This is a genomic window from Streptomyces sp. NPDC050422 (assembly GCF_044458665.1).
In the GTDB taxonomy this organism is placed as follows: domain Bacteria; phylum Actinomycetota; class Actinomycetes; order Streptomycetales; family Streptomycetaceae; genus Streptomyces.
Genome location: NZ_JBITIE010000001.1, coordinates 173,509 through 198,926 on the forward strand (window position 1 = coordinate 173,509; position 25,418 = coordinate 198,926).

The 25,418-nt window shown below is 71.4% G+C and carries 21 protein-coding genes; 10 read left to right on the forward strand and 11 right to left on the reverse strand.

Annotated features, from left to right (window positions below):
• Positions 1-13 precede the first annotated feature (13 nt).
• The gene (locus ACIBJG_RS00700; RefSeq protein WP_399302449.1) at positions 14-946 is read left to right on the forward strand and encodes a hypothetical protein; all 933 of its coding nucleotides are present in this window, start codon (positions 14-16) and stop codon (positions 944-946) included.
• Positions 947-1,060: 114 nt separating this feature from the next.
• Here the strand turns inward: ACIBJG_RS00700 and ACIBJG_RS00705 are convergent, their stop codons facing one another.
• From ACIBJG_RS00705 to ACIBJG_RS00745, 9 genes are all read right to left on the reverse strand, one after another.
• Positions 1,061-3,184 carry a ricin-type beta-trefoil lectin domain protein gene (locus ACIBJG_RS00705; protein WP_399302451.1) on the reverse strand — a complete coding sequence of 708 codons (2,124 nt, stop codon included), beginning with the start codon at positions 3,182-3,184 and terminating at the stop codon, positions 1,061-1,063.
• 73 nt (positions 3,185-3,257) lie between these two features.
• A complete protein-coding gene (locus tag ACIBJG_RS00710) occupies positions 3,258-4,898 on the reverse strand; it encodes a beta-N-acetylhexosaminidase (RefSeq protein WP_399302453.1) in 1,641 nt (546 codons plus the stop codon).
• Positions 4,895-5,770: a carbohydrate ABC transporter permease gene (locus ACIBJG_RS00715; RefSeq protein WP_399302455.1), complete on the reverse strand. Its 876-nt coding sequence runs from the start codon at positions 5,768-5,770 to the stop codon at positions 4,895-4,897. The genes ACIBJG_RS00710 and ACIBJG_RS00715 overlap by 4 nt, the downstream gene beginning before the upstream one ends.
• Positions 5,767-6,792: a carbohydrate ABC transporter permease gene (locus tag ACIBJG_RS00720; protein ID WP_399302457.1), complete on the reverse strand. Its 1,026-nt coding sequence runs from the start codon at positions 6,790-6,792 to the stop codon at positions 5,767-5,769. Before ACIBJG_RS00720 ends, ACIBJG_RS00715 begins: the two co-directional genes overlap by 4 nt.
• Positions 6,779-8,101: an extracellular solute-binding protein gene (locus ACIBJG_RS00725; RefSeq protein ID WP_399302459.1), complete on the reverse strand. Its 1,323-nt coding sequence runs from the start codon at positions 8,099-8,101 to the stop codon at positions 6,779-6,781. The genes ACIBJG_RS00720 and ACIBJG_RS00725 overlap by 14 nt, the downstream gene beginning before the upstream one ends.
• A 99-nt stretch (positions 8,102-8,200) precedes the next feature.
• Positions 8,201-9,388 (reverse strand): ROK family protein, encoded by a 1,188-nt coding sequence (locus tag ACIBJG_RS00730; RefSeq protein ID WP_399302461.1) that lies wholly within the window; start codon positions 9,386-9,388, stop codon positions 8,201-8,203.
• 389 nt (positions 9,389-9,777) lie between these two features.
• The gene (locus tag ACIBJG_RS00735; RefSeq protein WP_399302463.1) at positions 9,778-9,909 is read right to left on the reverse strand and encodes a hypothetical protein; all 132 of its coding nucleotides are present in this window, start codon (positions 9,907-9,909) and stop codon (positions 9,778-9,780) included.
• Positions 9,910-10,069: 160 nt separating this feature from the next.
• Positions 10,070-11,728, reverse strand: a complete 1,659-nt coding sequence (locus ACIBJG_RS00740) for an acyl-CoA dehydrogenase family protein (RefSeq protein WP_399302465.1) — start codon at positions 11,726-11,728, stop codon at positions 10,070-10,072.
• A 32-nt stretch (positions 11,729-11,760) separates the two neighbouring features.
• On the reverse strand, positions 11,761-12,378 hold the full coding sequence (locus tag ACIBJG_RS00745) for a TetR/AcrR family transcriptional regulator (protein WP_399302467.1): 618 nt from the start codon (positions 12,376-12,378) through the stop codon (positions 11,761-11,763).
• A 365-nt stretch (positions 12,379-12,743) separates the two neighbouring features.
• On the opposite strand from ACIBJG_RS00745, the gene ACIBJG_RS00750 reads away from it, so the two are divergent.
• Complete coding sequence (locus tag ACIBJG_RS00750; RefSeq protein WP_399302469.1) at positions 12,744-13,454, forward strand: hypothetical protein; 711 nt, start codon at positions 12,744-12,746, stop codon at positions 13,452-13,454.
• Positions 13,455-13,524: 70 nt separating this feature from the next.
• On the opposite strand, the gene ACIBJG_RS00755 is transcribed toward ACIBJG_RS00750, so the two are convergent.
• Positions 13,525-15,054, reverse strand: a complete 1,530-nt coding sequence (locus ACIBJG_RS00755; RefSeq protein ID WP_399302471.1) for a glycoside hydrolase family 43 protein — start codon at positions 15,052-15,054, stop codon at positions 13,525-13,527.
• Between the two features lie 308 nt (positions 15,055-15,362).
• Here ACIBJG_RS00755 and ACIBJG_RS00760 point away from each other — a divergent pair, with 308 nt between their 5' ends.
• The 8 genes from ACIBJG_RS00760 to ACIBJG_RS00795 all read left to right on the forward strand — a co-directional run bounded on the left by ACIBJG_RS00760 (position 15,363) and on the right by ACIBJG_RS00795 (position 24,175).
• Positions 15,363-15,671, forward strand: coding sequence for a DUF6059 family protein (locus ACIBJG_RS00760; protein ID WP_399302473.1), 309 nt, complete (start codon positions 15,363-15,365; stop codon positions 15,669-15,671).
• A gap of 133 nt (positions 15,672-15,804) precedes the next feature.
• Complete coding sequence (locus ACIBJG_RS00765) at positions 15,805-17,466, forward strand: fatty acyl-AMP ligase (RefSeq protein ID WP_399302475.1); 1,662 nt, start codon at positions 15,805-15,807, stop codon at positions 17,464-17,466.
• Entirely contained in the window at positions 17,463-19,223 is a 1,761-nt protein-coding gene (locus ACIBJG_RS00770; protein WP_399302477.1) for an acyl-CoA dehydrogenase, read from the forward strand. Before ACIBJG_RS00765 ends, ACIBJG_RS00770 begins: the two co-directional genes overlap by 4 nt.
• Entirely contained in the window at positions 19,223-20,056 is an 834-nt protein-coding gene (locus ACIBJG_RS00775; protein ID WP_399302479.1) for a 4'-phosphopantetheinyl transferase family protein, read from the forward strand. Before ACIBJG_RS00770 ends, ACIBJG_RS00775 begins: the two co-directional genes overlap by 1 nt.
• A 93-nt stretch (positions 20,057-20,149) precedes the next feature.
• The gene (locus ACIBJG_RS00780) at positions 20,150-20,755 is read left to right on the forward strand and encodes a DNA-binding response regulator (protein ID WP_399302481.1); all 606 of its coding nucleotides are present in this window, start codon (positions 20,150-20,152) and stop codon (positions 20,753-20,755) included.
• 243 nt (positions 20,756-20,998) lie between these two features.
• On the forward strand, positions 20,999-21,595 hold the full coding sequence (locus ACIBJG_RS00785; protein ID WP_399302483.1) for an antibiotic biosynthesis monooxygenase family protein: 597 nt from the start codon (positions 20,999-21,001) through the stop codon (positions 21,593-21,595).
• Positions 21,596-21,695: 100 nt separating this feature from the next.
• Positions 21,696-22,949: a nucleotide disphospho-sugar-binding domain-containing protein gene (locus ACIBJG_RS00790; protein WP_399302485.1), complete on the forward strand. Its 1,254-nt coding sequence runs from the start codon at positions 21,696-21,698 to the stop codon at positions 22,947-22,949.
• Entirely contained in the window at positions 22,937-24,175 is a 1,239-nt protein-coding gene (locus ACIBJG_RS00795) for a nucleotide disphospho-sugar-binding domain-containing protein (RefSeq protein WP_399302487.1), read from the forward strand. Before ACIBJG_RS00790 ends, ACIBJG_RS00795 begins: the two co-directional genes overlap by 13 nt.
• A gap of 70 nt (positions 24,176-24,245) precedes the next feature.
• Here ACIBJG_RS00795 and ACIBJG_RS00800 read toward each other — a convergent pair whose 3' ends face one another.
• Entirely contained in the window at positions 24,246-25,391 is a 1,146-nt protein-coding gene (locus tag ACIBJG_RS00800) for a glycosyltransferase (protein WP_399302489.1), read from the reverse strand.
• Positions 25,392-25,418: the final 27 nt, after the last annotated feature.

A 25,418-nucleotide genomic window follows, 5' to 3' on the forward strand; every position in this document is an offset into this window, starting at 1 on the left:
TTGAGGGGGAAGCGTGCCTCTGTTGTTCCTGAACGAGAAGTCCTGCGGCGTTGCCTGTGACCCGGACCGCGCCGATGCGGCGATGGCCAACCTCGTCGACGCCGTGCGCGCCGTCGCCAAGGAGGACCCGGGTGAGACTTCTCTTGTCAGCGAGGTCGCGCTCAAGTCACTGGAAATTGCCGAAGGTTATCCGGTCGGCAAGTGGATCGGGGCCAGTCCGAAGAATCATGTCCGCTGGCAGCGTCTTCTCGGCCTGCGGAACAGGTCCCCGGTCCGCAGCGTCTTTCCGGAACCGGATGCGGACGGCCATCTCGACTACCGTCACCAGGGCGAAGAAGTCCGGGCCCTGGGCGCCGCGCACTTCATGGATGGCGTCGCGGTCAGTCTTCCGGTCTCCCGTGAGTGGCAGACGTCGGCAGTCAGTATCGAACGCAGCGAACTCGTCGAACTCGACGACGGTTCCTTGGAGTTCGAGCACGACACGGTCGACGTACGGCACATCTCGGCCCTGCCGCACGTCGAGGAACACCTCGGCTGGATCAGGGAGTCGAGCCTGGCCCGGGCAGTGACCGGCCGACAGATCTGGGAACGCAGGGCCGACCTCTACCCGAGCCTCCAGTTCTTGCCCCGTACTGAGGCGCAGTTCAGCAACCTCGACCCGCGCTGGGTCGTGCCCGTGCGACGTTGCCTGGAGCGGTTGGATGCCACAGCCGCCGCATGGGACCCTGCCACGGCGCATGAGCCGGAATGGCGGAGCAAGGTGACTCCGGAGGGCGAGACGCGCAAGCGGGTATGCCGGTTCGAAGACCTGGACGGGCAGTGGGAGACGTTCCACCTCCATGCCCGCTTCACCCCGGGGGCCGGCCGAATCCACTTCCGCCCCGTCGGGGAAGACAGCAAGCTCCGCATTGCGCACGTCGGTAGCAAGATCCGCCCAGACCTCTGACTGAACTCCCGGACAGGCCCCACGGACGTCCGACCGAAGGCCACCCGGCACGCGCCGAGGCGGCGGCGGACCGCACCCGCTCCGGTCCGCCGCCGCCCCCATCAGTCCGTCACGTCAGGGGCGGAACGACATCATCTGGGCCGCGTCCGCGCGCTGCGGTTCGGTCGAGACCGAGCCGTGGCTGTCGATGCTCAGGGCGAGGCCGCTGTGGCGGTTGACCAAGCGGTACGCACCTGTGGCCGTCGAGGCGCCGCCCGCGGCGGGGGACTTCACGACCTTCTGGAGGTACCACTCGGAGGTGGCCGACGCCTTGGCGCCCTTGGGACTGAGCGAGACCGCCGCGCCCCAGGCCCGGCCCTTCGCGCCGTCCGCGACGCTCAGCGCCCGCCCGTTGTTCCCGGTGACCGTGTAGAAGCCGTCGCCGGTGCCGGTGACCTTCCACTTTCCGGCGCTGCCGCCGGACAGTGCGAGCGACTTGCCGCTCGCGGCCCTGATCTCCCGGGCCTTGTCGCCGGCCGGGGAGGCGGGCAGCGCGGTCTTCGACGTGGGCTCGATGGTGATGTCGGCGTACTCACCCGTGTACGTGTCGCAGTAGAAGGAGCAGTACGACCGGAACGTCTTGCCCACCACGCTGGACGTGGTCCTGCTCCCCGAGTCGAGGAACCACCGGTACCACGACGCGTTCTGGTTCTCCGCGACGCTGCCGATGTCCTCCCACTTCTGGGTGGCCAGGTCGTCCGTCGCGTAGAAGTGCAGCGGGGACTTGGTGTCGGTGGCCTGGGCGATGTTGTTCTGCGGGGTGCCGATGTACTTGCCCAGGTAGGCACTCCAGGTGATGTTCATGACGGTCAGCTGGGAGTTGTCCGGCATGGTGCCCTGCGCGACCTGCTCCGCGGCGCTGCCACTGGTGGAGGGCTTGTACTCGTCGGCGGGCGCGGTGTAGCCGGTGCCGTTGCCGTCCGCCGGGATGATGTTGGATTCCTCGCCGCCGGTGCCCGGCGAATCCCATCCGCCGTCATGCCACTTCTTCCACGAGGAGGGCGCCATCTTCTCGGCGATGGGCGCCCGCGCCACATGCTGGTGCCAGACGCTGCCGCCGCCGGACTTGTTCAGCACCCGGTCCGCGTAGAAGACGTAGAAGTATCCCGAGGCGTTGTCCACGTACAGGCGGGGGTCGCCGTCGCCGTAGTTGTACGTGGCGTTCGGGAACGCGGCCGTGTCGTCGCGCTTCGTGCTGTACGGCGAGGTGATGACGTGGTCCTCGATCGACCAGGTCCTGCCCTCGTCGGTGGAGACCGCGTAGTCGATCCCGTCGTAGTGCATGCCGTCACCGAAGGGCTGCGGCGTGAACTCGTTGTGCACCAGCCCGTACCAGTGGCCACTGTCCGGGTCGACCCACACGCCTGCCAGGTCGCAGTAGTTGGGATGAGCGTAGCCCGAGGTGTTCGGGGCCGACGTGGACTCCTTGCCGGTGGGGCTGTTGTTGCAGCGCCACGTCGTGTCGTCGTTGCGGTCCTGGTCGTTGGAGGGGTTCACCGCGCCGGATATCGGGTCGAGCTGCGCGGAGTCGAAGTCGTCGCCGCTGAAGAAGCTCCACTTGCGCGGGTCGTTCGCGCTGTACAGCGCGTGCGCCTGCTGGTAGTAGAACTGGCCGTCCTTCGCCGTGAACACTCCGGCCGGGGTGTCATCGGGGTTGCCGTACTCGACGGGGGCGCCGGCCGAGAGGCTGTACTTCGGGCCGGGCGCCGAGGCGGCGGTCCAGTTCTGCACCGCCTTCTTCGGGTCGCACGGGGCGAGGCCGACCCGTGCGTAGTTCACGATCTCGCCCTGCACGGCCAGGCACTTGCCGGACTTGGCACTGTAGATCGTGCCGTCGGGAAGGTACTTGAACTTCTGCTGTTCCACCTGTGCGCAGTCGTAGATCTGGGTGAGTGCGCCGTTGGCGTCTGAACCCCCGGTCACGTCCAGGCACTTGTCGAGAACTGTGACGGTGCCGTCGTCCCCCCAGCTGAACTGCTGGGCGGTGCCGCCGTTGCAGTCGAACAGCTGGATGGCGGTGGTGTTGGCGGAGCTGCCGTCGGTGACGTCCAGACACTTCCCTCCGATGGTCACCGTCCCGGAGGATCCGGCGGCACTCGCGGCACTCGCGGTCGGAAGACCCACCGCTGCGGGCGCCGCTGCCATGATGAGCGCCGATGTGACCGCGAGGCCGGCCCGTCGTCCTGTTCTCTGCTTCACTATTTCTCCCTTGGAGAGATGGGGAATTGCAGGTGCGTGCATGGAAATGTCCGGAGCGTTCCTGAGGGGACGCTCAGACCTTGATGGAGGCCACGAGCCCGTCGATGAGCTCGGCCCAGTCGGCCCGTGTCGCCGGTTTGCCGGGGATGCCGGGCCGCGTCTGCCAGGGCCGCGGACCGTCTTCCCTGCGGTACTCGACGCCGAGGGCATCGAGCCGGGCCAGATGGGTGCGCAGCCGTACGAGGAAGTCGTCGAAGTCGCGCTCGCCACGGCTCCACAGCACTTCCGCGATGGCGCACAGGCGCGGGAAGACGTAGTAGTCCACGGTCCGGGGCGAATCCATGTGCTCCGTCCAGACGTTGGCCTGCCCGCCCAGGATCCGGGCCGCCTCGTCCCCGGTGAGTCCGTCGGGTACGGGATCGAAGCCGTACGCGTCCGCAAGCGTCAGCGGCACCGCGAACGGGATCGGCTCGCGCTCCAGCTCGGACTGCCGGTAGTCCAGGTACGCCTGGTCGTCGGGGCAGGAGACCACGTCGTACCCCCGCCGTGCCGCCGTACGGGCGCCGGTCATGCCACGCCAGGAGGCGACCGCGATGCCTTCGGGGACATCGCCCTCCAGGATCTCGTCCCACCCGAACACCCGGCGCCCGCGCGCCGCGACATGCGCGCCGATCCTGCCCAGGAACCACGCCTGGAGCTCCTTCGAACCGGCGAGGCCCCGCTCCCGGATCAGTTCCTGGGTACGCGGATCGGCGTCCCACTGCTCCGTGGGGCACTCGTCGCCGCCGATGCCGATGAAGGGGCCGGGGAAGAGGTCCATCACTTCGTCGAACACCCCGAGGAAGAAGCGGAGCGTCGACTCCTCGGCGTTCAGGATGTTCGTGTTGATGCCCCACCGCGGACTCGTCTCCAGCAGCTCGCCCCGTACGCCCAGTCCGGGGTAGGCGGCGATGGCGGCCTGCGAGTGACCCGGTACGTCGATCTCCGGCACGACGGTGATGTGCCGCTGGGCGGCGTACGCGACGATCTCGCGCAGATCGTCCTGGGTGTAGTAACCACCGTGCGGACGCCCGTCGTTGGGCGCGTCCGGTGCCGCTCCGAGCTGGGACTCGCGACGCCACGACCCCACTTCGGTCAGCCGGGGGTGGCGCAGGATCTCCACTCGCCAGCCCTGGTCGTCGGTCAGGTGCAGATGGAGTGTGTTGATGCGGTGCATCGCCAGCAGGTCGAGGAAGCGCAGCACCCCGTGCTTGGGCATGAAGTGCCGGGCCACGTCCAGCATCGTGCCGCGCCAGCGGAAGCGCGGTGAGTCCTCGATGTTCCCGTACGGCACCTCCCAGCGCACCCCTGCCGCCTCGGCGGCGCGGTAGATCTGTGGGGGCAGGAGTTGGCGCAGCGCCTGGCAGCCGTAGAACACGCCCGCGGTGTCGCCGCCCGTGATGGTGACACCGCCCGGACCGCAGGTCAGCCGGTAGCCCTCGGCGGGCAGGTCCGGATCCAGGTCCAGCGCGAGCGTGGAGCCGTCGGGAGTGGGGGTGGCCATGCCGGTCACCGGCAATGGCAGGCCTGTCGCCGGACGCAGTACCGACTGCAGCCAGCGGGCCGTCGGCGCCAGTTCGCCGGGCGCGGTGATCCCGGTGGACGTGTCCAGCGGAAACATGCCGTTGCCGGACGCGACCGAGTCGGGGCGGGGGAGGAGCATGGTGGGGGTCATCCCTTCACGGCTCCGGCGGACATGCCGGACACCAGCTTGCGTTGGATGATCAGGAAGAAGACGACCACCGGCAGCGAGAAGATCACCGAGCCGGCCATCTGGCCGCCGAAGTCGGTTCCGGTGGCAGGAGTGGTGAACGACGCCAGCCACACGGGCAGCGTGTAGTGGTCCTGCTCCTTCATGAAGGTGTAGGCGACCAGGTAGTCGTTCCACGCCGTGATGAACGCGAAGATGCTGGACGCGATCACGCCCGGTGCGACCAGCGGAAAGAGGATCCGGGTCAAGGTCTGCCAGGTGGTCGCGCCGTCGAGCTGCGCGGCCTCCTCGATCTCGGCCGGGACCGCGATGAAGAACCCGCGCATCACCCAGATCGAGAAGGGCAGCACGGTGGCCACATAGGCGAGGATCAGCCCGAAGTACGTGCCCAGCAGCCCGATCTCGTTGAAGATCAGGAAGGTCGGGATGAGCAGGGCCGTGACCGGCAGCATCTGCACGATCAGGATCGACACCATGATCGTGCGACGGCCCCGGAAGCGGAACCGGGACAGCGCCGCCGCGGCGAACATCCCCAGGACCACGGCGAGCAGCACGGCACCGCCGACCACGATCAGGCTGTTGCGCAGGTTGGTCAGGAAGCCGGTCTGGTTCATCGCCGCGTCGAAGTTGCGCAGCGTGGGGGAGAACGGCCAGAAGTGCGGTGTCGGCGTCATCGCCTCGGAGCGTGGCTTGAACGCGGTGTTGACCATCCAGTAGACAGGGAAGATCCACACGAGGCAGAACACGACGGCGAGGGTGTTGTTCAGCCAACCGCCCCGGCGGCTCCCCGCCCGGTACGGGCGGTTGTGCACCCGGTGTCCCGTAGGGCTTCTCACAGGTCCTCCCCCGAGCGCAGCAGATTGCGGATGTACACGGCGGTGATCCCCAGGAGAATTGCGGTGGTGATGACCGACAGGGCCGCGCCCTGACCGATTCGGAAGGACACGAACGCTGTCTTGTACGCGAAGATCCCGAGCGTGCTCGTCGCGTTCTCCGGACCGCCGGCCGAGACCAGCCAGATCTGGTTGAAGATGTTGAAGTCCCAGATCACCGACATGATCGTGACGAGCATCAGGGTCGGCCGCAGGAACGGCAGCGTCACCGACCACCACACCCGCCACTCGCCCGCCCCGTCCAGCCGCGCGGCCTCCGGCAGCTCTCCGGGCAGTTGGGTGAGCGCCGCGTACAGGGTCAGTGCGATGAAGGGCACCGCCTGCCACACCACCAGCGACCAGATCGAGAGATACGCGAGAGAGGCGTCCTGCCCCCAGTCGGTGTTGGTCATGTCGCCGAACACCTGCGCCTGGGTCAGCAGCCAGTTGACGACCCCGTAGCCGGGCTGGAACAGCCACTTCCACACCAGGGAGGAAGCGACGTTCGGCATGGCCCAGGCGAAGATCAGCACGACCGTCACCGTCATGCGCATCGCGGTGCGCAGCCGGGTGAGCAACTGCGCCATGCCCACGCCCGTCACGATGCTGCCCGCGACCATCGCCACCGTGAACAGCACGCTGCGCACCAGGGACTTCCAGAACTCCGGGTCGTCGAACATGTCGGCGTACTGCTGGGTGCCGACCATGCTGAACTCGCCGGTGAACAGGGTGCGCTGGTTGTAGTCCGTGAACGAGGTGAAGAGCAGGAACAGGACGGGCGCCACACTGAACGCGGCCATCACCAGCCCGGCCGGTGAGAGCAGCCACACCACCGCCCACTGCCGTCGGCGTCTCACCGGCGGTGCCCCGGTCTCAGGTGGACGAGCCACAGCATGCGGCTTGTTGCCGAGTGCCGGTATCGCGTGGTCCGGGTCCGGGTCCTTGGTGAGCGTGCGGGAGCGTCCCGTTTCGTCAGCCTGCCGCATTGAGGGCCTTCTCCGCCGCCGCGTCGAAGATCTGTGCCGCCTCGGCCGGCGTCTTCTTGCCGGAAGCGATCGTCGAGAACAGCTGGTTGATGGACTTGTCGGCCTCCAGCGCCGCCCATGCGGGACTGGCGGGAGTGGCCCGGGAGTTCAGGGCCGCCTCGAAGAAGCCCTTCTTGACCGCGGTGGCCTTGCCGGCGGCCTCGGTGTTCCCCTCGGCGCTGATCGGGCTCCAGCCGTCGTGTCCGCCGATCCAGGTGCCCTGGATGTCGGGGCTCGCGGCCACCTTCGTCCACTGGAGCGCCAGGTCCGACTGCTTGCTCTTGGCCGCCACGCCCCACACGGCGCCGGCCAGCATCACCGGCTGCGCCTTGCCGGAGGTGCCCGGCAGCGGGAAGGACCCCAGATCGGCGTCAGTGAGGTCGGGGTTGGCCTTCTCGATCTGGGCGATCTGTCCGCTGGTCCCGGTGATGGCGCCGGCCTTGCCGTCGGCGAAGACCTGGACCTGGTCGGGCTGTTGCGTGTCAGCGGTACGGGAGGCGGTCCTCGAGTACGCGTTCTGGAACTTCTTGAACGCGGCGAGACCGGCCTGACCTTCGGTGGAGCTGAAGCCGCCTGTCCACTTGTCGCCCTTCCGGGTGGCTATCTCGGCCCCCGCGTCCCAGGTGAACTGCAGTCCGGCGTACCAGTTCTGGCCGGGGAGGTAGCACGCCGAGAAGTCGGACGCCTTGTTGGCCGCCTTGACCTTGTCGAGGTCCGCGGTCAGCTCGGCGTAGGTCGTGGGCGCCTTCGCCACACCGGCCTCGGCCCACAGGGTCTTGTTGTAGATCACCGCGCGGGCGGCGGCGAAGCCCGGAACGGCGTACAGCTTGCCGTCGACCGTCGAGGGATCCTCCAGACCGGCCAGCCACTTCTGGCCCTGCCTGAGGTCCTTGGCATACGGGCTCAGGTCCATCAGGCCGCCGCTGGCGGCGTAGCTCGCGACCTGGGTGTTGCCGAGGTCGATGACGTCCGGCGGGGTGTCGGTGGCCAGCGCCGTCGTGAGCTTGGTGGCGATGCCGTCCCAGCTCTGGGTCTCCATCGTGACCTTGGCGCCGGTCTTCTTGGTGAACTCCTTCTCCATCGCGGCGAGCGACTCGGCGGAGTAGTCGTCCTGCATGACCCAGACCGTCAGGTTCTTGCCCTCGCTCTTCGCGTCGGAGACCTTCTGCTCACCGCCGGAGCTGCTTGTTCCGGATCCGTTGCAGGCCGTCAGAGTGAGAGCACAGGCCAGACCGAGGGCGCCGACCGCGGCGAACCGTGAGTTTTTCATCGCAACTCCTGTGAGTAAGGGGAAGGACTGAGCAGAGGGGCGGGGCGAAGAGTGAGCAGAGGGGCGGGGAGAGGGGCGAGGCCAGGGGTAAGGCCCGGTTCACAGCACCCCCAACTCCCCGGCGAGGACCAGGCAGGCACCACCGAGCAGGGTCAGATCGGTGTCCCCGGCGAGGGAGCGGAGGTCGAGAGCGACGTTGACCGGGCCCAGGGTCCGTGCCCGTACGACCTCCAGTACGGCGTCGAGGAACTCGCCTTCGACCAGCTCGGGAGGGCCTGTCAGCACGATCTCGTTCAGGTTCAGGACACTGATGATCGGGGCGAGCGCAGCGCCCAGCGCCCGGCCCGCCTCTGCCCGCAGAGCCGGCCACCGCTCCTCGGCCGCCTGCGCCAGGCGCCGGTTCAAGTGCCATGCGTTGACGGCCAGATCGAGGCAGCCGTGCCGTCCGCACCTGCACAGTTCGCCGCGTTCGTCGACGGTGACATGCCCGATCTCGCCCGCCGCGAACTGCTCGCCCTCGACCAGCTTGCCGCCGACGACCAGCGCCGCGCCGACGCCGTGCTCGATCGAGATCACCATGAGGTTCTGTGTCCGCGCGTCCCGGAAGTGCAGCACCGCCAGCGCCGCCAGGTTCACGTCGTTGCCGACGTACGCCGGGACGCCGAAGCGTTCGGAGAGCTCCGCCGCCAACGGCAGATCAGTCCAGCCGAGATGGGCGGCGAGCCGGATGACCCCGGTGTCGTCGATGATGCCCGGCGAGCCGACACCGATCCCGAGCACCCTGCGGGGCGCGGCCTCGATCAGATCGGCGGTGAGCCGGAGCACCAGATCGTGGGCGGCCGTCCCCAGGGACTCACCGAGCGGGATGTCCCGGCGCTCGACGATCTCGCCCCGAAGGTTGAGCACCGCGCCGCTGAACCGGTCGCTGTGCGACAGGTCCAGCACCACGAGGTTCACCGCGTCGTCCTCGATACGAACGAGCTGCGCGGGTTTGCCGAGCCGGGCGCCCTGGCGGGGGCCGATGTCGGCAACGAGCCCGTCCTCCTCCAGGTCGGCGACCAGTGCGGAGATCGTCGGTGCGGACAGCCCTGATTCCCGTGCGATCTCCGAACGGCTCTTCGGCCCGTCGTGGTACAGCGTCGCCAGCACCAGCGACCGGTTGTGCACCCGGCTGTCCAGGGTGCTCGCCTTCGTCCGCTCCGGAGGCCGGCGCTGCAGCGCGGGAACCTGAAGCAGACCGCGCTGCGGTCGGCGGGGTCCGGCAGGGGGGACGGTGGGTTCGGCCATGGCGTGAAACTGCTTCCTAAAGGGTCTTTACTTAAGATGCTTTAGATATTCAGTCGCATTCACGCCACGGTCAAGGGGTGTCGCTGGGTGACTTTCGGCCATCGCCCCTCAAGAGCCTGTCGGCACAGGGTTGTTGGTCAAGGCAGTGGAGGCTCTGATGGCGCCGAGTCGTGCGCTTCGAGGGTCGGTATGCGGCCGTATATGCAGATCAATTGGGAGTAAATTGCGCTGAGTGTGGGTGCTTTCGGCTCGTTCCCGCTCATCGCGAGAGGGGAGCCCATCCACGGGCTGTGAATCGTCTGCATGGCTGAAATAGCCCCCCTGTCGTCCGCAGGTGTGGGGCCGGCGGACGGTCAAGGAGGCGTCGGCGCGGGCGGGCCGGGCCGGTGTCAGGACGACTGGAGCACTTCGCAGGAAGCGGCGGAGGCGGTGGTGGGCTGGAGGGGGAGGAGGGCAACTTGAGCGACCAGCAGAGTGGGAACCACGCGGCGGGCCAGCGAACGCAGAGTGTTCATTGACATGCGCTCATCGTTCGGCAGACCACCACGAGACCGAGGCATGGCGAGGCCGAAGTACCCCCCCCGCGGGCGGCGGACTCCACTCCGCCGAGTGAAGCGAGCGCACCGGCGGGGCCCCCGGTCCGGCCGGCTCGTCAGGGGTGAGCCGGCCGCGGGGCGCCGGTCAGACGGGCAGGCGTGCGAGCAGCCCGTCGAAGTCCGTCCCGGCCGGCAGGGTTCCGAACGCCAGCCCGCGGTCACCGGCCAGCCGGGAGGCGCAGAAGGCGTCGGCGACGGCGGCCGGTGCGTGGCGTACGAGCAGGGAGCCCTGGAGGACGAGTGCCGCGCGCTCGATGACGCGGCGGGCACGAAGGGGGGCGTCCTCGGTGAGGGCGAGCTCGCCCTGGAGCTCCCGCCAGGCCGAGTCCAGACGGCGGTCGGCGCCGGCCGCCGACTCGATCTCCGTGCGCAGGGCCTGGAGCGACTCCGGCTCACGGGACAGGGCGCGCAGCATGTCGAGGGCGTTGACGTTGCCGGAGCCTTCCCAGATGCCGTTGAGCGGAGCCTCGCGGTAGAGGCGGGGCATGCCGGACTCCTCGTCGTACCCGTTGCCCCCCAGGCATTCGAGGGCCTCGGCGACGGCGGCCGGCTGGCGCTTGCACACCCAGTACTTGCCGACCGCGGTGGCGAGCCGGAGGAACGCGCGCTCCTGGGTGTCGCCGTGCTGCGCGCGGTCCGCCGCCCCGGCCAGGCGCAGGGCCAGCGTGGTCGCGGCCTCGGACTCCAGGGCCAGATCGGCGATGACGTTGCGCATCAGCGGCTGGTCGATGAGCTTGGCCCCGAACACGGACCGGTGGCGTACGTGGTGCGTGGCCTGAGCGAGGGCCGCGCGGGTGCCGGCGGCGGAACCCAGGACGCAGTCCAGGCGGGTCATGGTGACCATGTCGATGATGGTGCGCACGCCCCGGCCCTCGTCCCCGACGAGCCAGGCCACGGTGTCGTCGAACTCGGGCTCGCTGCTGGCGTTGGAGCGGTTGCCGAGCTTGTCCTTGAGGCGCTGGATGCGGAACGTGTTGCGGCTGCCGTCCGGCAGGATCCGGGGGACCAGGAAGCAGGACAGACCGGCCGGGGCCTGGGCGAGCACGAGGAAGAGGTCGTTCATCGGGGCGCTCGTGAACCACTTGTGCCCGCGCAACCGCCAGGTGCCGTCCGCCTGTTGCACAGCGGCGGTCGTGTTGGCGCGCACATCGGTGCCGCCCTGCTTCTCCGTCATGCCCATCCCCGCGAGCAGCCCGGGCTTCTCGGCCGGGGTGCGCAGGCCGGACTCGTACACACGGCTGGTCAGCAGGGGTTCGTACGTCTTGGCGAGTTCGGGGGAGTGACGCAGTGCGGGAACCGCCGCGTACGTCATCGAGACGGGGCAGCCGTGGCCCGCTTCCGCGCTGCTCCACACCATGAAGCCCGCCGCGCGCGCCACGTGGGCCGCGGGCCGTTCGTCCGCCCAGGCGGCGCCGCCGAGACCCTCGCTGATCGCCACGTCCATGAGGGCGTGGTACGAGGGGTGGAACTCGACCTCGTCGACGCGGTGGCCGTAGCGGTCGTGGGTGCGCAGCCTCGGTTCGTGGCGGTTGGCCTCGTCCGCCCAGCGCTGTACCTCCTCGCTGCCGGCGCGGCGGCCCAGCCTGTGCAGGTCGTCCAGATACCACTGGGCACCCTCACGGCGCAGGCCCTCGATCAGCACCGGGTCGTCGGCGACGTCGTGGCCGGTCAGCGGCGGCGGCTGGTTCGTCACCTCGTGGGTGGTGGCGGTGGGACGGCTGTGGGGTGCTGGGGTGGCAGGCATGAAGAGCCTCCTGGGCAGGGGCGGTTGGCGGATCAGGGGCGAGGGTCGGGGGCCGCGCCCGCGCAGCGCAACGCCATGGCGGTCAGTTCGGCGAGGAGTTCGGCCGCGTCGTTCTCCTCCGGGGCGCCCAGCGGCGCCACGAGGACCTCGCCGACCGCGCCGGTGAGCGCCGCGGCGGTGACCTCCCCGTTCTGGGGCGGCAGCAGTCCTTCGTTCATGCCCTCGCGGATCACCTCGGCGAAGAGCGCGCGGTAGCGGCGACGGAAGACGAGACGTTCCGCGCCGACCGCGGCATCGGCCGGCGCGGCGAGCAGCGCATAGGCCAGACCGCGGTTCTCGAGGGCCCGTCGGGCGAAGACCCCGACGCCGGCGGTGAGCCGCTCGACCGGGGTTCCGGGGCCGCCCAGCACGGATTCGAGGACGTCCACCTCATGTCCTGCCGCCCGTCGGAAGACCTCGACCGCGAGGGCGGCCTTCGACGCGAAGTGCTGGTACACCGAGCCCGCCGCGATACCGGCGGCGTCGGCGACCGCGGTCACGGACGCCCCTGACCAGCCCACTTCGGCGACGACGTCGGTCGCCCGGCTGACGAGATGCTCACGGGCCGATTCGAGGCGCTGAATCTCGGCCGGGGTCTTGCGGTAGGCCATGAAAGAAGTGAACCATCATTCATAGTTTCCCGACAAGAGGGCGGCGTCCCGGCCCGCGGCGCGAACAGGCCCCCTGCTCCGCGCCCTGGTGCTGCAGCGTGTACAGGTCCGCTGAGTCGGGGTCGCCGATGAAGACGTAGAGCTTCGGATGCTCAGGAGTACCGAGCACCTCCCATACGTCCATGGAGCACGCGTCGATGGATACGTTCACCGTCTGGGACCACGGTCCGGCCGGTGAAGTTCGGCCAGCCGGCCGTGGAGTGGCAGGCCCGCGGTCTGCGCCGCCGGACCTTCGGCTTCCGCGCCGCCCCGGAGACAGCCCGTCGCCGCGACAGGTTGTCACAGGGCGGCTCTAGGGTGACCGGATGGACGGACAGGATGCAGGGAGTTCCCGGGCGGCGCTGCCCGCGTACGACATCGAGGTCGGAGCCGGTCCGCTGGACCGGCCGGCGCGTGACTCCGTGGGAGGGTGGCCCTTCCTCGACACCGGGCAGGAGTGGCCCGCGTGCTTCTGCGGGGAGAAGCTGGCCCTGCTCTTCCAGCTCGACGTACCTGCGGACCTGAAGCCCTTCGGCGGGGACCATCTGCTGGTCTTCCACTGCCGTGCGCACAATGACGCGGCTGAGCCCGAGTCCGCCGGTGGCCGGCTCGTGCCCCGGTACTGGGACGCTCCGCAGCTGCCCTACCCCCGGCCGTTCTGGCGCATCCTGCTTCAGCGGCAGGCGGCTCTGGCGGCTGAGGAGGCCGAACCGGCCGTACGCGCACTGCCGTTGACGCTTCGGCCCTTCGTCGACGCCCCCGACTCGCGCGGGATCGGAGCCCAGGCCTTCAAGCTGGGCGGAACGCCGTCCTGGGCGCAGGACCCCGAGTACTACACCTGCGCGTGCGGCGCCGATCTGGAGTACCTCTGCCAGGTGCCGGAGGGCATGGAGTTCGCGGTGCGTCCCGGCCTGCCGGAGCAGCCCTACAGCGTGCGGGCCGACACGTACGGAATGTTCCTCGGCAACGAGGTCTACCTGCTGGCGTGCCCGGCCCACTGCGACCCGGCGGCGGTCTGGCCGGTGAACCAGAACTGAGCGCCGCGCGGCGCGGGCGGGACGGAACGCGTGCTGTCTCCGGGTGCGCGTTCCGTCCCCGTCCGCGGTGTCACGCCGGGCGCAGGCCGAACCAGTCGAAGGCCGCGCTGCCCCGGGTCGCGTACATGCCGACGACCCGGCCGGTGAAGCCGCCGGCCACCTCCGTGGTGAGGTAGCGGCCGTCGAGTGCGGCCAGGATCTCGAAGTCGCCCTCGGCCGTCTCGTACCCCAGGTGCAGGGTGTCGGGCCCGCCGACCCGGAGCCCGGGCGGGACCGCCGCCCCCGGGTCCGTGACCGAGGGGGGCAGGGTCACGGTGGTCGTGGTGTCGATCCGCAGGGTCAACGGGCCGGGCGGCACCGTGCGTTCGGCCACGCTGTGGCACAGCGGGCCGATCCGGGCGAGGACATGGACCGTTCCGGCGCCGTCCGTCTCCACCCGGTAGTGGTGCGCCTCGTCGAGCCGTACCGCGAGCCCGCCCAGGCCTCCCGGGGCGACCTCGATCCGCGTACGGGCGGTGCAGTCGGGGTCCCGCTGGCGTCGCCCCACGAAGAGCGCGCCGGGCAGGTCGAGGCTGTCCGCGCGGGCGTGGAGCACCAGGTGCCCCGGCCGCTCGTCCAGGCGGGCGGCGGCCGGGTCCTGCCGCCTCGGCGACACCCAGCACGGCGCGAGCGCGGAGGAGTCGAAGTCGTCCCGGTCCGCCTCGTCCGGCCACGGGTGCGGCGCCAGGGCGGGAGCCTCGGCCCGCAGGTCCACCGGCCCCGGCAGTGGCCACCCGTCCTCCCAGCGGACCGGCGCCAGGAACGTCTCCCGGCCCAGGCCGTGGTACTTCGGGGTGTCGCCGCGGGGGCGGGTGCCCAGCAGCACCATCCACCAGGTGTCGTCATGCGCCTGCACGAGGTCTCCGTGGCCGAGGTTCTGCACGGGATGACTCGTGCTGCGGTGGGAGAGCACGGGGTTGTCCGGGTGCGGTGCGAACGGCCCCGGCAGGCTGCGGGCCCGGGCCACCGACATCGCGTGGCCGCGTTCGGTGCCGCCCTCCGACAGCAGCAGGTACCACCAGTCGCCGATCCGGTACAGGTGCGGCCCCTCGGGGTACTGCAAGCCGGTGCCGGACCACAACGCCACCGGCTCGTCCAGCACTTCGCCCGTCGCCGGATCGATGCGCACCGCACGGATGCCGTCGTCCGAGTACACGCACCAGCAGTCGCCGTTCTCGTCCCAGGCCAGGTCGGGGTCGATGCCGGGGATGCCGACCGGCACCGGGTCCGACCAGGGCCCGGCGGGGTCCTTCGCGGTCACCAGGACGGTGCCGGCTTCGGTGACCACGGTCGTGATCATCCAGAAGCGGCCGTCGTGGTGCCGCAGGGTGGGCGCGTACACACCGCACGAGGCCGGAACGGTCTCCGGCAGCTCCAACTGGCCCGGCCGGTCCAGCGCGTGCCCGATCAGCCGCCAGTGCACCAGGTCGCGGCTGTGCCACAGGGGCACCCCGGGCACGTACTCGAAACTGGACGTCGCCACGTAGTAGTCCTCGCCCACCCGGCAGACGCTCGGGTCCGGACTGAAGCCGGGAATCACGGGGTTGTCGAAGAGCGCCATGTCCGTCCCAGGGGTGTGGCCGGGTGGCGGAACGGCTGCCCGCCGTACCGTCACGATCGTCGAAGCGCTTCGACGCTCGCATGGTGAGGGTGCGCTGTCAACGGACAGGCGGGCGGTCCGCCGCGCCAGGCGTCCGATTCAGGCCGCCGGCGCCCGGGGCCGCACGCACGACGCATCCCTGCACACCACCGGATGCGGCGGCGGACCGGGGGCGTGAACAGGTCATCGGTCCGCCGCGTTCGAGCGGAACGCGAGCGGGGATCGTCACCTTGCGCCGGAGGAAGGCTACTCACGGTCAGGAGGCGTAGGTGCCGTATGCCAAGTGGTGGAAGAGGCGGGCAGCTCTGGAGAGGGCGCTGGGCGGAATCGGTGACGCCCTGGTGGCGTTGGGGGCGATCCATCTGCATGGCGAGGCACAGGAGGTCCTCGCACGCCGGCTGGCCGGCCGGAACGCGCGGAAGCTTCCCGGACGCTATCTGCACGAGCCCCCTCCGGGGCACCCCGAGCGGCTGCGTCCCGACGTCCCGCTCAGTCCGCTGGAACTCGAACTGGGGCGGCAGTTGATGGCCGCCTATCACCACGAGCGCGAGGAGGAGGGGAGGAGCGGAGCCGTCTGAACAACGCCTGCCCGGGGCCACCCGGGCAGGCACCCACCGCCGTTCGAGTACCTGTCGAGCCCCGGAGCGCACGCTTGCGCCACGAGTGGACGCCCATGGCGTCCCGCGGCCGCGAAGGGTGGAGGAGCTGACGATGGGGGAGCAACGGGGGCCGATGGGTCTCGCGGACCGGGTACAGGCGTACGCGGAGGACCGGTCGGAGCGGGACGCCGTGATCCATGTACGGGGCGAACACGAGCGCCGCATCACGTACGGGGAACTCGCCCTGCGGGCACGGCGGCTGGCGTCATGGCTGGGCAGGCGCGGCGCCGCGGGCCGGCGGGTGGTCATCGCGGCGGAGGACGGCCCGGTGATGGCCGTCGCCATGCTGGGCTGTCTGCTCGCGGGCGCCGTCGCGGTCCCCGTACCCCCGCCCTCCGCGTCACGCGCCGCCGCCCAGCGCACCGCGGCGATCGTCAAGGACGCCGCGGCACGTCTCGCCCTCACCGAGCGGGCGTACGCCGCCGAACTGACGCAGAGCCTGTCCCTCGCGGGGTTCGGCGGGATCGAGTGCCTGGCGCTGGACGACCGGGTCCCGCGAGCGGACGGCACACCACCACCCGCTCCGCGGACCGGACCGAAGGACCCGGCGCTGCTCCAGTACACCTCCGGGTCCACCTCCGTGCCGCGCGGCGTGATCGTGACCCACGGAAACCTCGCCGCGACCATGGAGAGCGTGCGCGAGGCGATCGGCACCGACGCGGACTCCCGGGTGGGTGGCTGCCTGCCGCTCCATCACGACCTCGGCCTGATCGGGCAGTTGCTCCATCCGTTGTGGCTCGGGGCCACCGCCGTACTCATGCCGCCCGCCCTGCTGGTCCGTGACCCCGTGCGGTGGCTGGAGGAGATCGGCCGGCTCGGGGTGACCGACACGGCCGCACCCGACTCGATGTACGCCCGCTGCGCCGCGCTGGTCACCGAGGAGCGGCTCGCCGGGCTCGACCTGTCCCGCTGGCGGACCGCGGTGAACGCCGCCGAACCGGCGTCCGGAGCCACACTGCGTGAATTCGCCCGCGTCTTCGCCCCGGCCGGCCTAGACCCCGCCGCGCTCGCCGTCGGGTACGGGCTCGCCGAGGCGACCCTCCTGGTCGCCGTGTCCGCGCCCGGGGAAGCGCTGCGCCGTGCCGCGGGACGGGCCCCTGTCAGTTGCGGGACGCCGCGCGGTGTGGAGGTGCACATCGTCGATCCGGACTCCCGCGCCCCGGTGCCCGACGGAGGAGTGGGCGAGATCTGGGTGCGGGGCCCCGCCGTCGCCGCGGGGTACTGGAACAGGCCGCTGGAGAGCGCCGACACCTACGGCCGGCGTACGGCGGCGGGCGAGGGCGGCTTCCTGCGCACCGGCGATCTGGGCGTCCTGTCCGCAGGCGAACTCGTCGTCACCGGCCGGCTCAAGGACGTCATGCTCGTCGAAGGCGCCTCCGTGCACCCCCATGACGTGGAGCGCGCGCTCCTCGGCAACGGCCGCCCCTTCGCCTCCGCCGCCGTCTTCGCGGTCAGCGAACCTCCCGTGCCCGACCGCGTCGTGGTCGTCCAGGAGGTACGCCATGACCGCCTCGCCACCCCGGACCTGCTCGCCACCACCGTCCGGCGCAGCATGACCGAGGAGTTCGGCGTCACCCCCGACGAGGTACTGCTCGTGCGCCCCGGCACCGTCCGCCGCACGACCAGCGGAAAGATCCGGCGCACCACCATGCGCACCCTGTACCTGCGCGACGAACTGCGTCCCCTGTACGTGTCCGGGCGGTCGCGCGGATGAGGGGTGAGGACGGCCTCCTGGACCGCGCGGACCTCCAGGACTCCTGGGCGCGGGCCGACCGGCTCGACCTGCTGCTGGGCGACCCCGGCGACCCGGGCAATCCGGCGGGGCTGCGCGCACTGCTCGCGGCCGACCGGCAGGGCTCGCGGTCCGACGCGGCGGAGCGGGTGCTCGACGGATTCGGGCTGGGGGCGGAGTTCGTCCCGGTGGCCGACGGCGGTCGGCTGGACCGGGCCGACGGGCTCGCGGCCGTGCTGGGAGCCGTCTTCCGGCGGGACCTCGCGCTGGGCTTCGGGCACGGCATGACCTCGCTGTTCGCGGCGACGCCGGTGTGGGCGGCCGGAGACGCGCGCCAGCGCGCCGAAGTGGCCGGAATCCTCTGCGGGGGCGGCCAGATCGCGATCGTGCACCACGCGCTGGCCCGGGGGAACGCCCTGCTCCGGGGCGAGATGAGGATCAGGGACGACGGTACCGGGCACGGGTTCGTCCTCAACGGCCGCAAGGAGGCCGTGCTGAACGCGGGGCGTGCGCGGATGTTCACCGTGTACGGCAGGGCAGGGGACGCCACCCATGGGCCGGGCAGCCTCTCCGTCGTCCTGCTCGACCGGGAGGGCTTCGCGGCGGGCGGCGCGCGCGTGCTGCCGCGCCGTCCGACGACGGGCCTGCGGGGCGGGCATGTCGGCGGCCTCGAACTCGACGCGCACCCGGTGCCGGACAGTGTGCTGGTGGGCCAGCAGGGCCAGGGCATGCGCCTCGCCCTGCAGACCTTCCAGCTGAGCCGTGCGCTGATTCCCGCCGCACTGGTGGCCGGAGCCGACACGGTGCTGCGCGCAGCTGTCGGCGCAGCGCTGAGAGGTGGCCTCGGACCACGCCAACGGGGCGTGATCACCCGCGCGTTCGCCGAACTGCTCCTGTGCGACAGCCTGACGCAGTGCGCGCTGCGGGCCCTGCACCTCCAGCCGCACAACGCCCACCTGACGTCCGCGACCACCAAGTACCTGGTGCCGGAGCTGGTCAGGGACACGCTGGAGGACCTGGTCACGACCCTTGCTCCGGCGGGCGATCTCTCCGCGGAGAGCGCGAGGGCCACCGAGCAACTCCACAAGTTCCTGCGGGATATGGCCGCCGCGGGCCTCGGCGCCGTGGGCGCCGCCACCTGCCAGGCGGTGTTGGTCCCCCAGTTGCCGCGGCTCGCCGCCCGGTCCTGGTTCACCGCCGTCGAGCCGCCCCGGGAGCTCTTCGTCGCCGAACAGGGTCTGCGGCTGCCCTCGCTGGACCTGGGGTCCCTCGCGGTCGCGGGCGGGGACGACATCCTCGCGGCGGCCCTGGTCCATGGCGCGCGACGGCTCCTCGACCGGGACGGCTACGGGCCGTACGGCCCCGCCCTGCGCGCGCTGGTCACCGCCTTCGTGGGTGAACTCGGCAGGCTGCGCCGGCGGCTCGGCGTTCTCTCCCCGCGGGGCCGCCCGGCCGCGCCCGGCCCCGCGATCCTCTCCCTGAGCGAGCGCTACGTACTCGTGGCGGCCGCGGGCGCAGCGGTGTCCACCTGGCAGTGGCGAGGCGGTTCGGGCTCCGCCTGGCTGGTGGTGGCCCTGCGCGGGCTCGCCCGTCGGCTCGGACTCCCGGACCTGCCGGAACTTCCGCCGGGCGCCGCCGGTGAGGTGCTGGAGGACGCGATCGCGCGGTGGCGCGGCGGACGCGCGTACGACCTGAGGGCGGGGGCACTGCCCTCCCTCACGGCACCGGAGCGGCGGTGATGCGCGAGGCGATCGGGGTGCCCATCGAGGTGCCGGGGCCCGGCGCCTCGTGGGGGCCGGTCGAGGCGGCTCTCATGGATCGGGGGACCGTGGCCGTGTTCGCGCGCTGGTCCGGCTGGCTGCCGCCCGACTGCGGCGCGCCCGGCCTCGTGGACCGCCTCGGGGCGCACGACTGGCGCCGCTCGGGTGCGATGACGAACCCGGCCGCCCGCGCCCGCTTCGTGGCGACCCGTCTGCTGACCCGGTACACCGCGGCGGCGGCGCTCCGGATCGCACCGGAGGAGGTGGACCTGGCCTACCGCCCCGGCGGCCGCCCCTATCTGCGCGGCTGCGGGCATGTGGAGGTCGCGCTCACCCACACCGGAGACACCGCGGCCGTCGCGCTGAGCCGGCTTGGGCGGGTCGGCGTCGACATGGAGCCGCTGGACCGCCACATGTCGTACGACGGGGTCCGCCGTCTGCTGTGCACGCCGGCCGAACGCGATGCGGTGGGCGGTCTGCCCGAGGCCGAGCGTTCCCGCGCGCTGCTGAGGCTGTGGACGCTCAAGGAGGCGTACGCGAAAGCCATGGGGCAGGGCATGCGGATGGGGTTCGCCGGCTTCGGGTTCGCCCTGGACGGTCTTGAGCTGCTGGCACGGGACGGGACGCCGATCTCACCGGGGGAGTGGGCCTTCGGCGTGTACGAGGTGGGCGGACGTCATCTGCTGAGCGTGGCCAGGCACGCCGCCGGCTGGGAGCCGTCGGCGCGGACGGGCGTGCAGGACCTGTTGGACGCGGATTTTCTCGATGAAGTGACGCGAGCGCAAGAGCTGTCCGAGCCTCTGTTCGAGTAGACTGGCTGATCTGTCAACTTCCCTGTGGGGCAGTGGGGGTAGGGGGCCGGACGCCGGCCCGGCAGGTTGAGGCAGTGGGGCGACGGGGGAACTGTGGTCAGTGTTTTGATAGCCGAGGACATGCTCATTCTGCGCAGAGCATTGGTGTCCCTGCTCGAACTGGAAGAGGACATCGAAGTCATCGCGGAGGTCGCCAACGGCCTGGACATCCTTCCGGAGGCGCAGAAACACCGGCCCGATGTCGCGGTCCTCGACATCGATCTGCCGGGACTGGACGGGATCTCCGCGGCGAGCCAGATCAGCAGGGAACTGCCGGGCTGCGGCATCATCATGCTCACCAATCTGCACCGCTCAGGAAATCTGCGCCGGGCCCTGGCCGCCGGTGCCTCGGGATTCCTGCACAAGGACACCGACCCCGACCGGCTCGTCGCCTCGATCCGGGCAGTGGCCGAGGGCCGCCAGGTCGTCGACCCCGAACTTGCGCTGGCCGCGCTGCAGGACGGCCCCGAGCCCCTGACCCCCCGCGAGTTGCAGGTGCTGCGGCTCGCGGCGGAGGGCGAGGGAGCCGCGCAGATCGCGAGTCGGCTCTTCCTGTCCGCGGGGACCGTGCGCAACTACCTGACGAACGCGGTGACCAAGCTGGGGGCCCGCAACCGGGTGGACGCCGTACGCATCGCACGTGATGCGGGCTGGCTCTAGGGCCTCTCGTTCGGATCATGCCGGGCTCGCGGGGTCGGGCACGCACATCTGCGGCGTTGTCGTCGGTCGCCAATGCTCCGCGGTGACTCCCTCCTCCGCCTTGCAGCTGCACGCACCGGACCCCGCTCCCTGATCCGGCCTGTCAGTACACCTCGACCGTTTCGTCCACCGCCCCTCCAGAGCGTTTCGAGGAGGCGGGGAGATGCTCGGCCCATTCTTCGCCCCGTTCGAAAGGCGGCAGTGATGGCCGAGCTCTTCACCGTGATCAACACCTTCACCCTCAAGGACCCTGCGCAGGCAGGGGAGTTCGAGGCGCGGTTCCTGACCCACGTCGCATGGATGCGGGTCCAGGACGGCTTCGACTCGCACCAGGCCGTGCGGCTCACCGAGCGTCCCGGCGTGTACGTCAACATCGGGCGCTGGCGCTCCCCGCAGGACTTCAAGCAGGTGCTCGGCAGCGAGGTCTTCCAGGAGCACGCGAAGGAGTTCCACCGGCTGGTGGATGTCGTGGCCGCGCCGTCCCTGAACGTGCTGCGGGCCGGCGACAAGGGCGCGTACGCCCCGGTCGTCGTCGTGGAGTCGATCGAGACCTCCGACGAGCCGGAGACCTTCGAGAAGGCCTGGTCCGGGTATGTCGACGAGTTGGCTGCGCGGGAGGGTTTCCGGCACGCCGAGCTGAGCCGGTCCCTGGTCAAGCCCGGTGCGTACACCTTCGCCGGCTGGTGGACCACGGCCGAGGCGTACAGCGCGGCCCGCGCCGCCGTGCAGGCGCCGGCCGAGGGCGCCGCCGACCTGGCGGCCCATGTGACCGCCCACCCCACGGACGCTGCCGCCGCCTGACGCGGGCGCCGCCTCGTGCGGTCCTCAAGAGAGCGAAGCCGGCCGGCCGCGCGGCGTGCACCGCCGTCCCGCGGCCGGCCCAGTAACGGGAGGGAGAACCGTGAAAGTCCTCATGATCGCCCTGGTGCAGAGTCACCTGCTGCCCATGGTGCCCACGGCCTGGGCGCTGCAGGCCGCGGGTCACGACGTGGTCCTGGCCGGGGCCGGCGATGTCACCGAGGCCGGAGCCGCGGCCGGCCTGTCCACCATCACCGTGGGCCGGGAACAGGCCGGCTTTCAGACCTGGCACCGCCGGGTGCACGACCGTACGGCCGCGCCAGGTGGCCCGGGCGGCCCGGGCGGCCCGGAAGCCTCCGGCACGCCGGACGCGCCGGGCCCCTGGGCTGACCTCGCCGTGGCCTGGCGCACACGTGTGGCGGGAGTGATCGAGGAGTACCTGGGCATAGCCGAGGCCTGGAAGCCGGACCTGGTGCTGACCGATCCCATCGAGTTCTGCGGCCTGATCACCGGTGGCGTCCTCGGCATCCCCACCGTGGCGCACCGCTGGGGCCCCGACGCCATGGAGACCATCCTGCGCGAGCCGGTCCGGGCGGCACTCGGCGATCTGTGCGCGGGCCTCGGCCTCCGCACGGGCATGCCGGCCGCCGACCTGATCGTGGACCCGTGCCCGCCGGGCCTGCAGGTCCCGGGCCTGGCCCCGGCGTCACCGATGCGGTTCGTCCCGTACAACGGCACCGGTGAGATACCGCAGTGGACCACGCGGCGCGCCACCGAGGAGCGCCGGATCCTGGTCTCCCTCGGCCGGTTCGGGATGAAGAGCGTCTCGGACCCAGGTCAGGACGGCTGGGCGGTGGTCCGTTCCCTGCTCGCGGCGGTGCGCGACAGGGGTGACACCGAGGTGCTGCTGCCGGTCCCGGCCGAGGCCAGGTCCGGGCTCGGCCCCGTACCCGACGGGGTCCGGGTCATTGACCCCGTCCCGCTGAGCAAGGTGCTGCGAACCTGCGACGCGGTCGTGCACCACGGCGGCACGGGCAGCGCGTTGACGGCGACCTGGGCGGGGCTGCCCCAACTGGCGCTTCCGCTCGCCCACCCTGCGCTGATCGGCTGCGCGCAGCGGATCGCGGCCACCGGCGCCGGCATCGCCCTGACCGAACCGGAGCGGCAGGGTGACCCGGACGAGCTGCGGGCCGCCCTGGCGGCCGTGCTGGAGGAGCCGGAGTACCGGGAGGGCGCGGTCCGGCTCCGGGAGGAGATGCGGACGCAGCCGTCCCTGGCCGCCGTCGTGGGTGAACTGGAGCAGTTGGAAGCCGGATCGGCGAACCGGCGGGAGAGGCGGTTGGCATGCGCGTCCTGATGACGACGTGGGCCGCCCCGTCCCACTTCTACCCGATGGTGCCGCTGGCCTGGGCGCTGGAAGCGGCCGGCCACGAGGTGCGTATCGCCGGTCTGCCCAGCGTGGTGCCGTCGATCCTGCGCAGCGGCCTGACCGCGGTGGAGGTGGGAACGGAACCCGACCTGGCGGGCATGGCGACCCGGGGCGGTCTGGCCGACTGGCACCGTCAGCCGTCCTGGGCCGTCGACTGGCCCTTGAGGCCCGCCGAGTTGAACCCGCGCCAGCGCGAGCTGAACGCGGCACTCGCCGGCAAGAACATGCGGATCGCCGCGGCCATGACCGAGGACCTGGTGGCGTTCGCCCGGGGTTGGCGCCCCGACCTCGTGGTCCATGACGCGGTGACCTTCGCGGGCCCGGTGGCGGCGGCCGCGGTGGGGGTTCCCGCGCTTGCGCACGGCTGGGGGAGTCCCGCCGTGCTGCGGATGGAGCTGGAGAACTTCTGCGGCGAGCCGCTGCCGGAGTACCTGCGCCTGTTCGAACAGGCCGCGGTCGCACCCAGGTTGGCGCCGGACGGCTGGATCGACGCCTGTCCGCCGAGCCTGCGGCTGCCCAGCCCGCAGGAGAGGCTGCCGGTGCGCTTCGTGCCGTTCAACGGGCCCGGGGTGATGCCCTCGTGGCTGCTGGAGGAGCCGGAGAGGCCGCGGGTGTGCGTCACCTGGGGCCAGACCATGGCGCAGTTGCGACCGGGGCAGCTGCCCGATCTGCTCGCCCCCACCGTCGCCGCGGTCGCGGGCCTCGACGTGGAGGTGGTGCTCGCGGTCACCGGCGGCCAGCGCGAGCTGCTCGGTGAACTGCCGCACAACGTCAGGGCCCTGGAGCAGTTCCCGCTGCACATGCTGCTGCCGGTGTGCGACGCGTTCGTCCACCCGGGCGGCGGCGGGTCCACGCTGACCGCCGCCGTCTCCGGGGTGGCGCAGCTGATCATCTCGCCGCGTCCGGAGCAGATGGTGGCGGGCGGCCGGGTCGAGGCGGCAGGGGTCGGCCGTCACCGGGTCCACGGCGAACTCTCCGCCGTCGGCGGTGCGGAGGCGGAGACGCTGATCCGGTCCGACGTGGTGGCCCTGCTGGACGAGCCGGGATACCGCAAGGCGGCGGCGGACCTGCGCGAGGAGATACGCGAGCAGCCCTCCCCGGCGGAGCTCGTACGGACCATCGAGGAGAGGTACGGGGTGCGAGGGGGCCGGTAACCGGCCCTCTCGCCCGAGAAGAAGGGCCGCCCGCGGCGAGCGGGTGGCCCTTCCTGTCTGTCGGCCCTGCTCAGGCGCCGCGCGCGGCGAGCGCCTCGATCACGCCCACGATCTCTGCGGGTGTGGGCAGTTCGGCCATCTCGGCACGCAGCCGGCGCGCGGAGGCCGCGTAGGACGGGTCTGCCAGCAGCGCCCGGCAGGCGCCGAGGACCGCCGCCGGGTCGATCTGTACGTCGGGCAGTTCCAGGGCCGCCCCGTACGCCGCCAGCCGGCGCGCGGTGTCGTACTGCTCGGCGATCCGCGGGATGAGGAGCTGCGGCACCCCGGCGAGCACGGCCGAGAGGGTGGTGCCCGCGCCGCAGTGGTGGACCGCGAGGTCGCAGGAGGCGAGGACCGAGCCGAGCGGTAGCCAGCCGGCCGCCCGGACCGCTTCGGGCAGCGGGCCCAGCTGGTCGACCACGTCGTCGGCGACGGCGATCACCAGCTCGACGCCGAGTTCCGGGAGGGTCCTGATCAGCTCCTGGAAGAGCGGGAGTCCGCCGCCGACGGGCACCCGCGTGCCCAGGGTGAGCAGCAGCCGCGGGCGGTCGCGCTTCTCGAACACCCAGGACGGGACGGTCCCGGCGGCGTCGTAGGGGACGTACCGCATCGGCTGCACGGGGCGCGTGTTCTCGGGGCGGATGCCCGGCGGGCAGGTGTCGAGCACCAGGTCGGCCTCGGGCAGGCCGGTGAGCCCGTGCCCGCTCAGCTCCGGCTCGAACTCCTGCGCGCCGAAGGCGTCGATCGTGGGCAGGTAGCCCGCGCCGAGACCGTGCTCGACCCACGGCACGCCGAGTATCCGGGCGGCGGTGCCCGCGGAGTAGGCGTGGGACTCCCCGATCACGACGTCGGGCCGCCACTCCTCGATGATCCGCAGCATGCCGTCCAGCGTCCGGGCGGCCAGCCGTCCGAAGCCGCGGCCGATGTGCGGCAGCAACTCCTCCTCGGTGTCGGGGCGCTGGAGCAGCCGTCCGGCGCGGTCGTACATCATCACATCGGCCATGCCCAGGGGGCCGCTGGACGGTACGAAGGGCAGGCCGGAGCCGTTGACCGTCGCGGCCATGCCCTCGGGCGCGGCCATGAGCACGTCGTGGCCGGATGCGCGCAGTGCCCAGGCGAGGGGCACGACAGGGTTGTAGAGCCCGAACGAGGGGCCCGTACTCAGCAGGATCTTCATGGCGCGACTGTAGGAACGGCCCGTCGA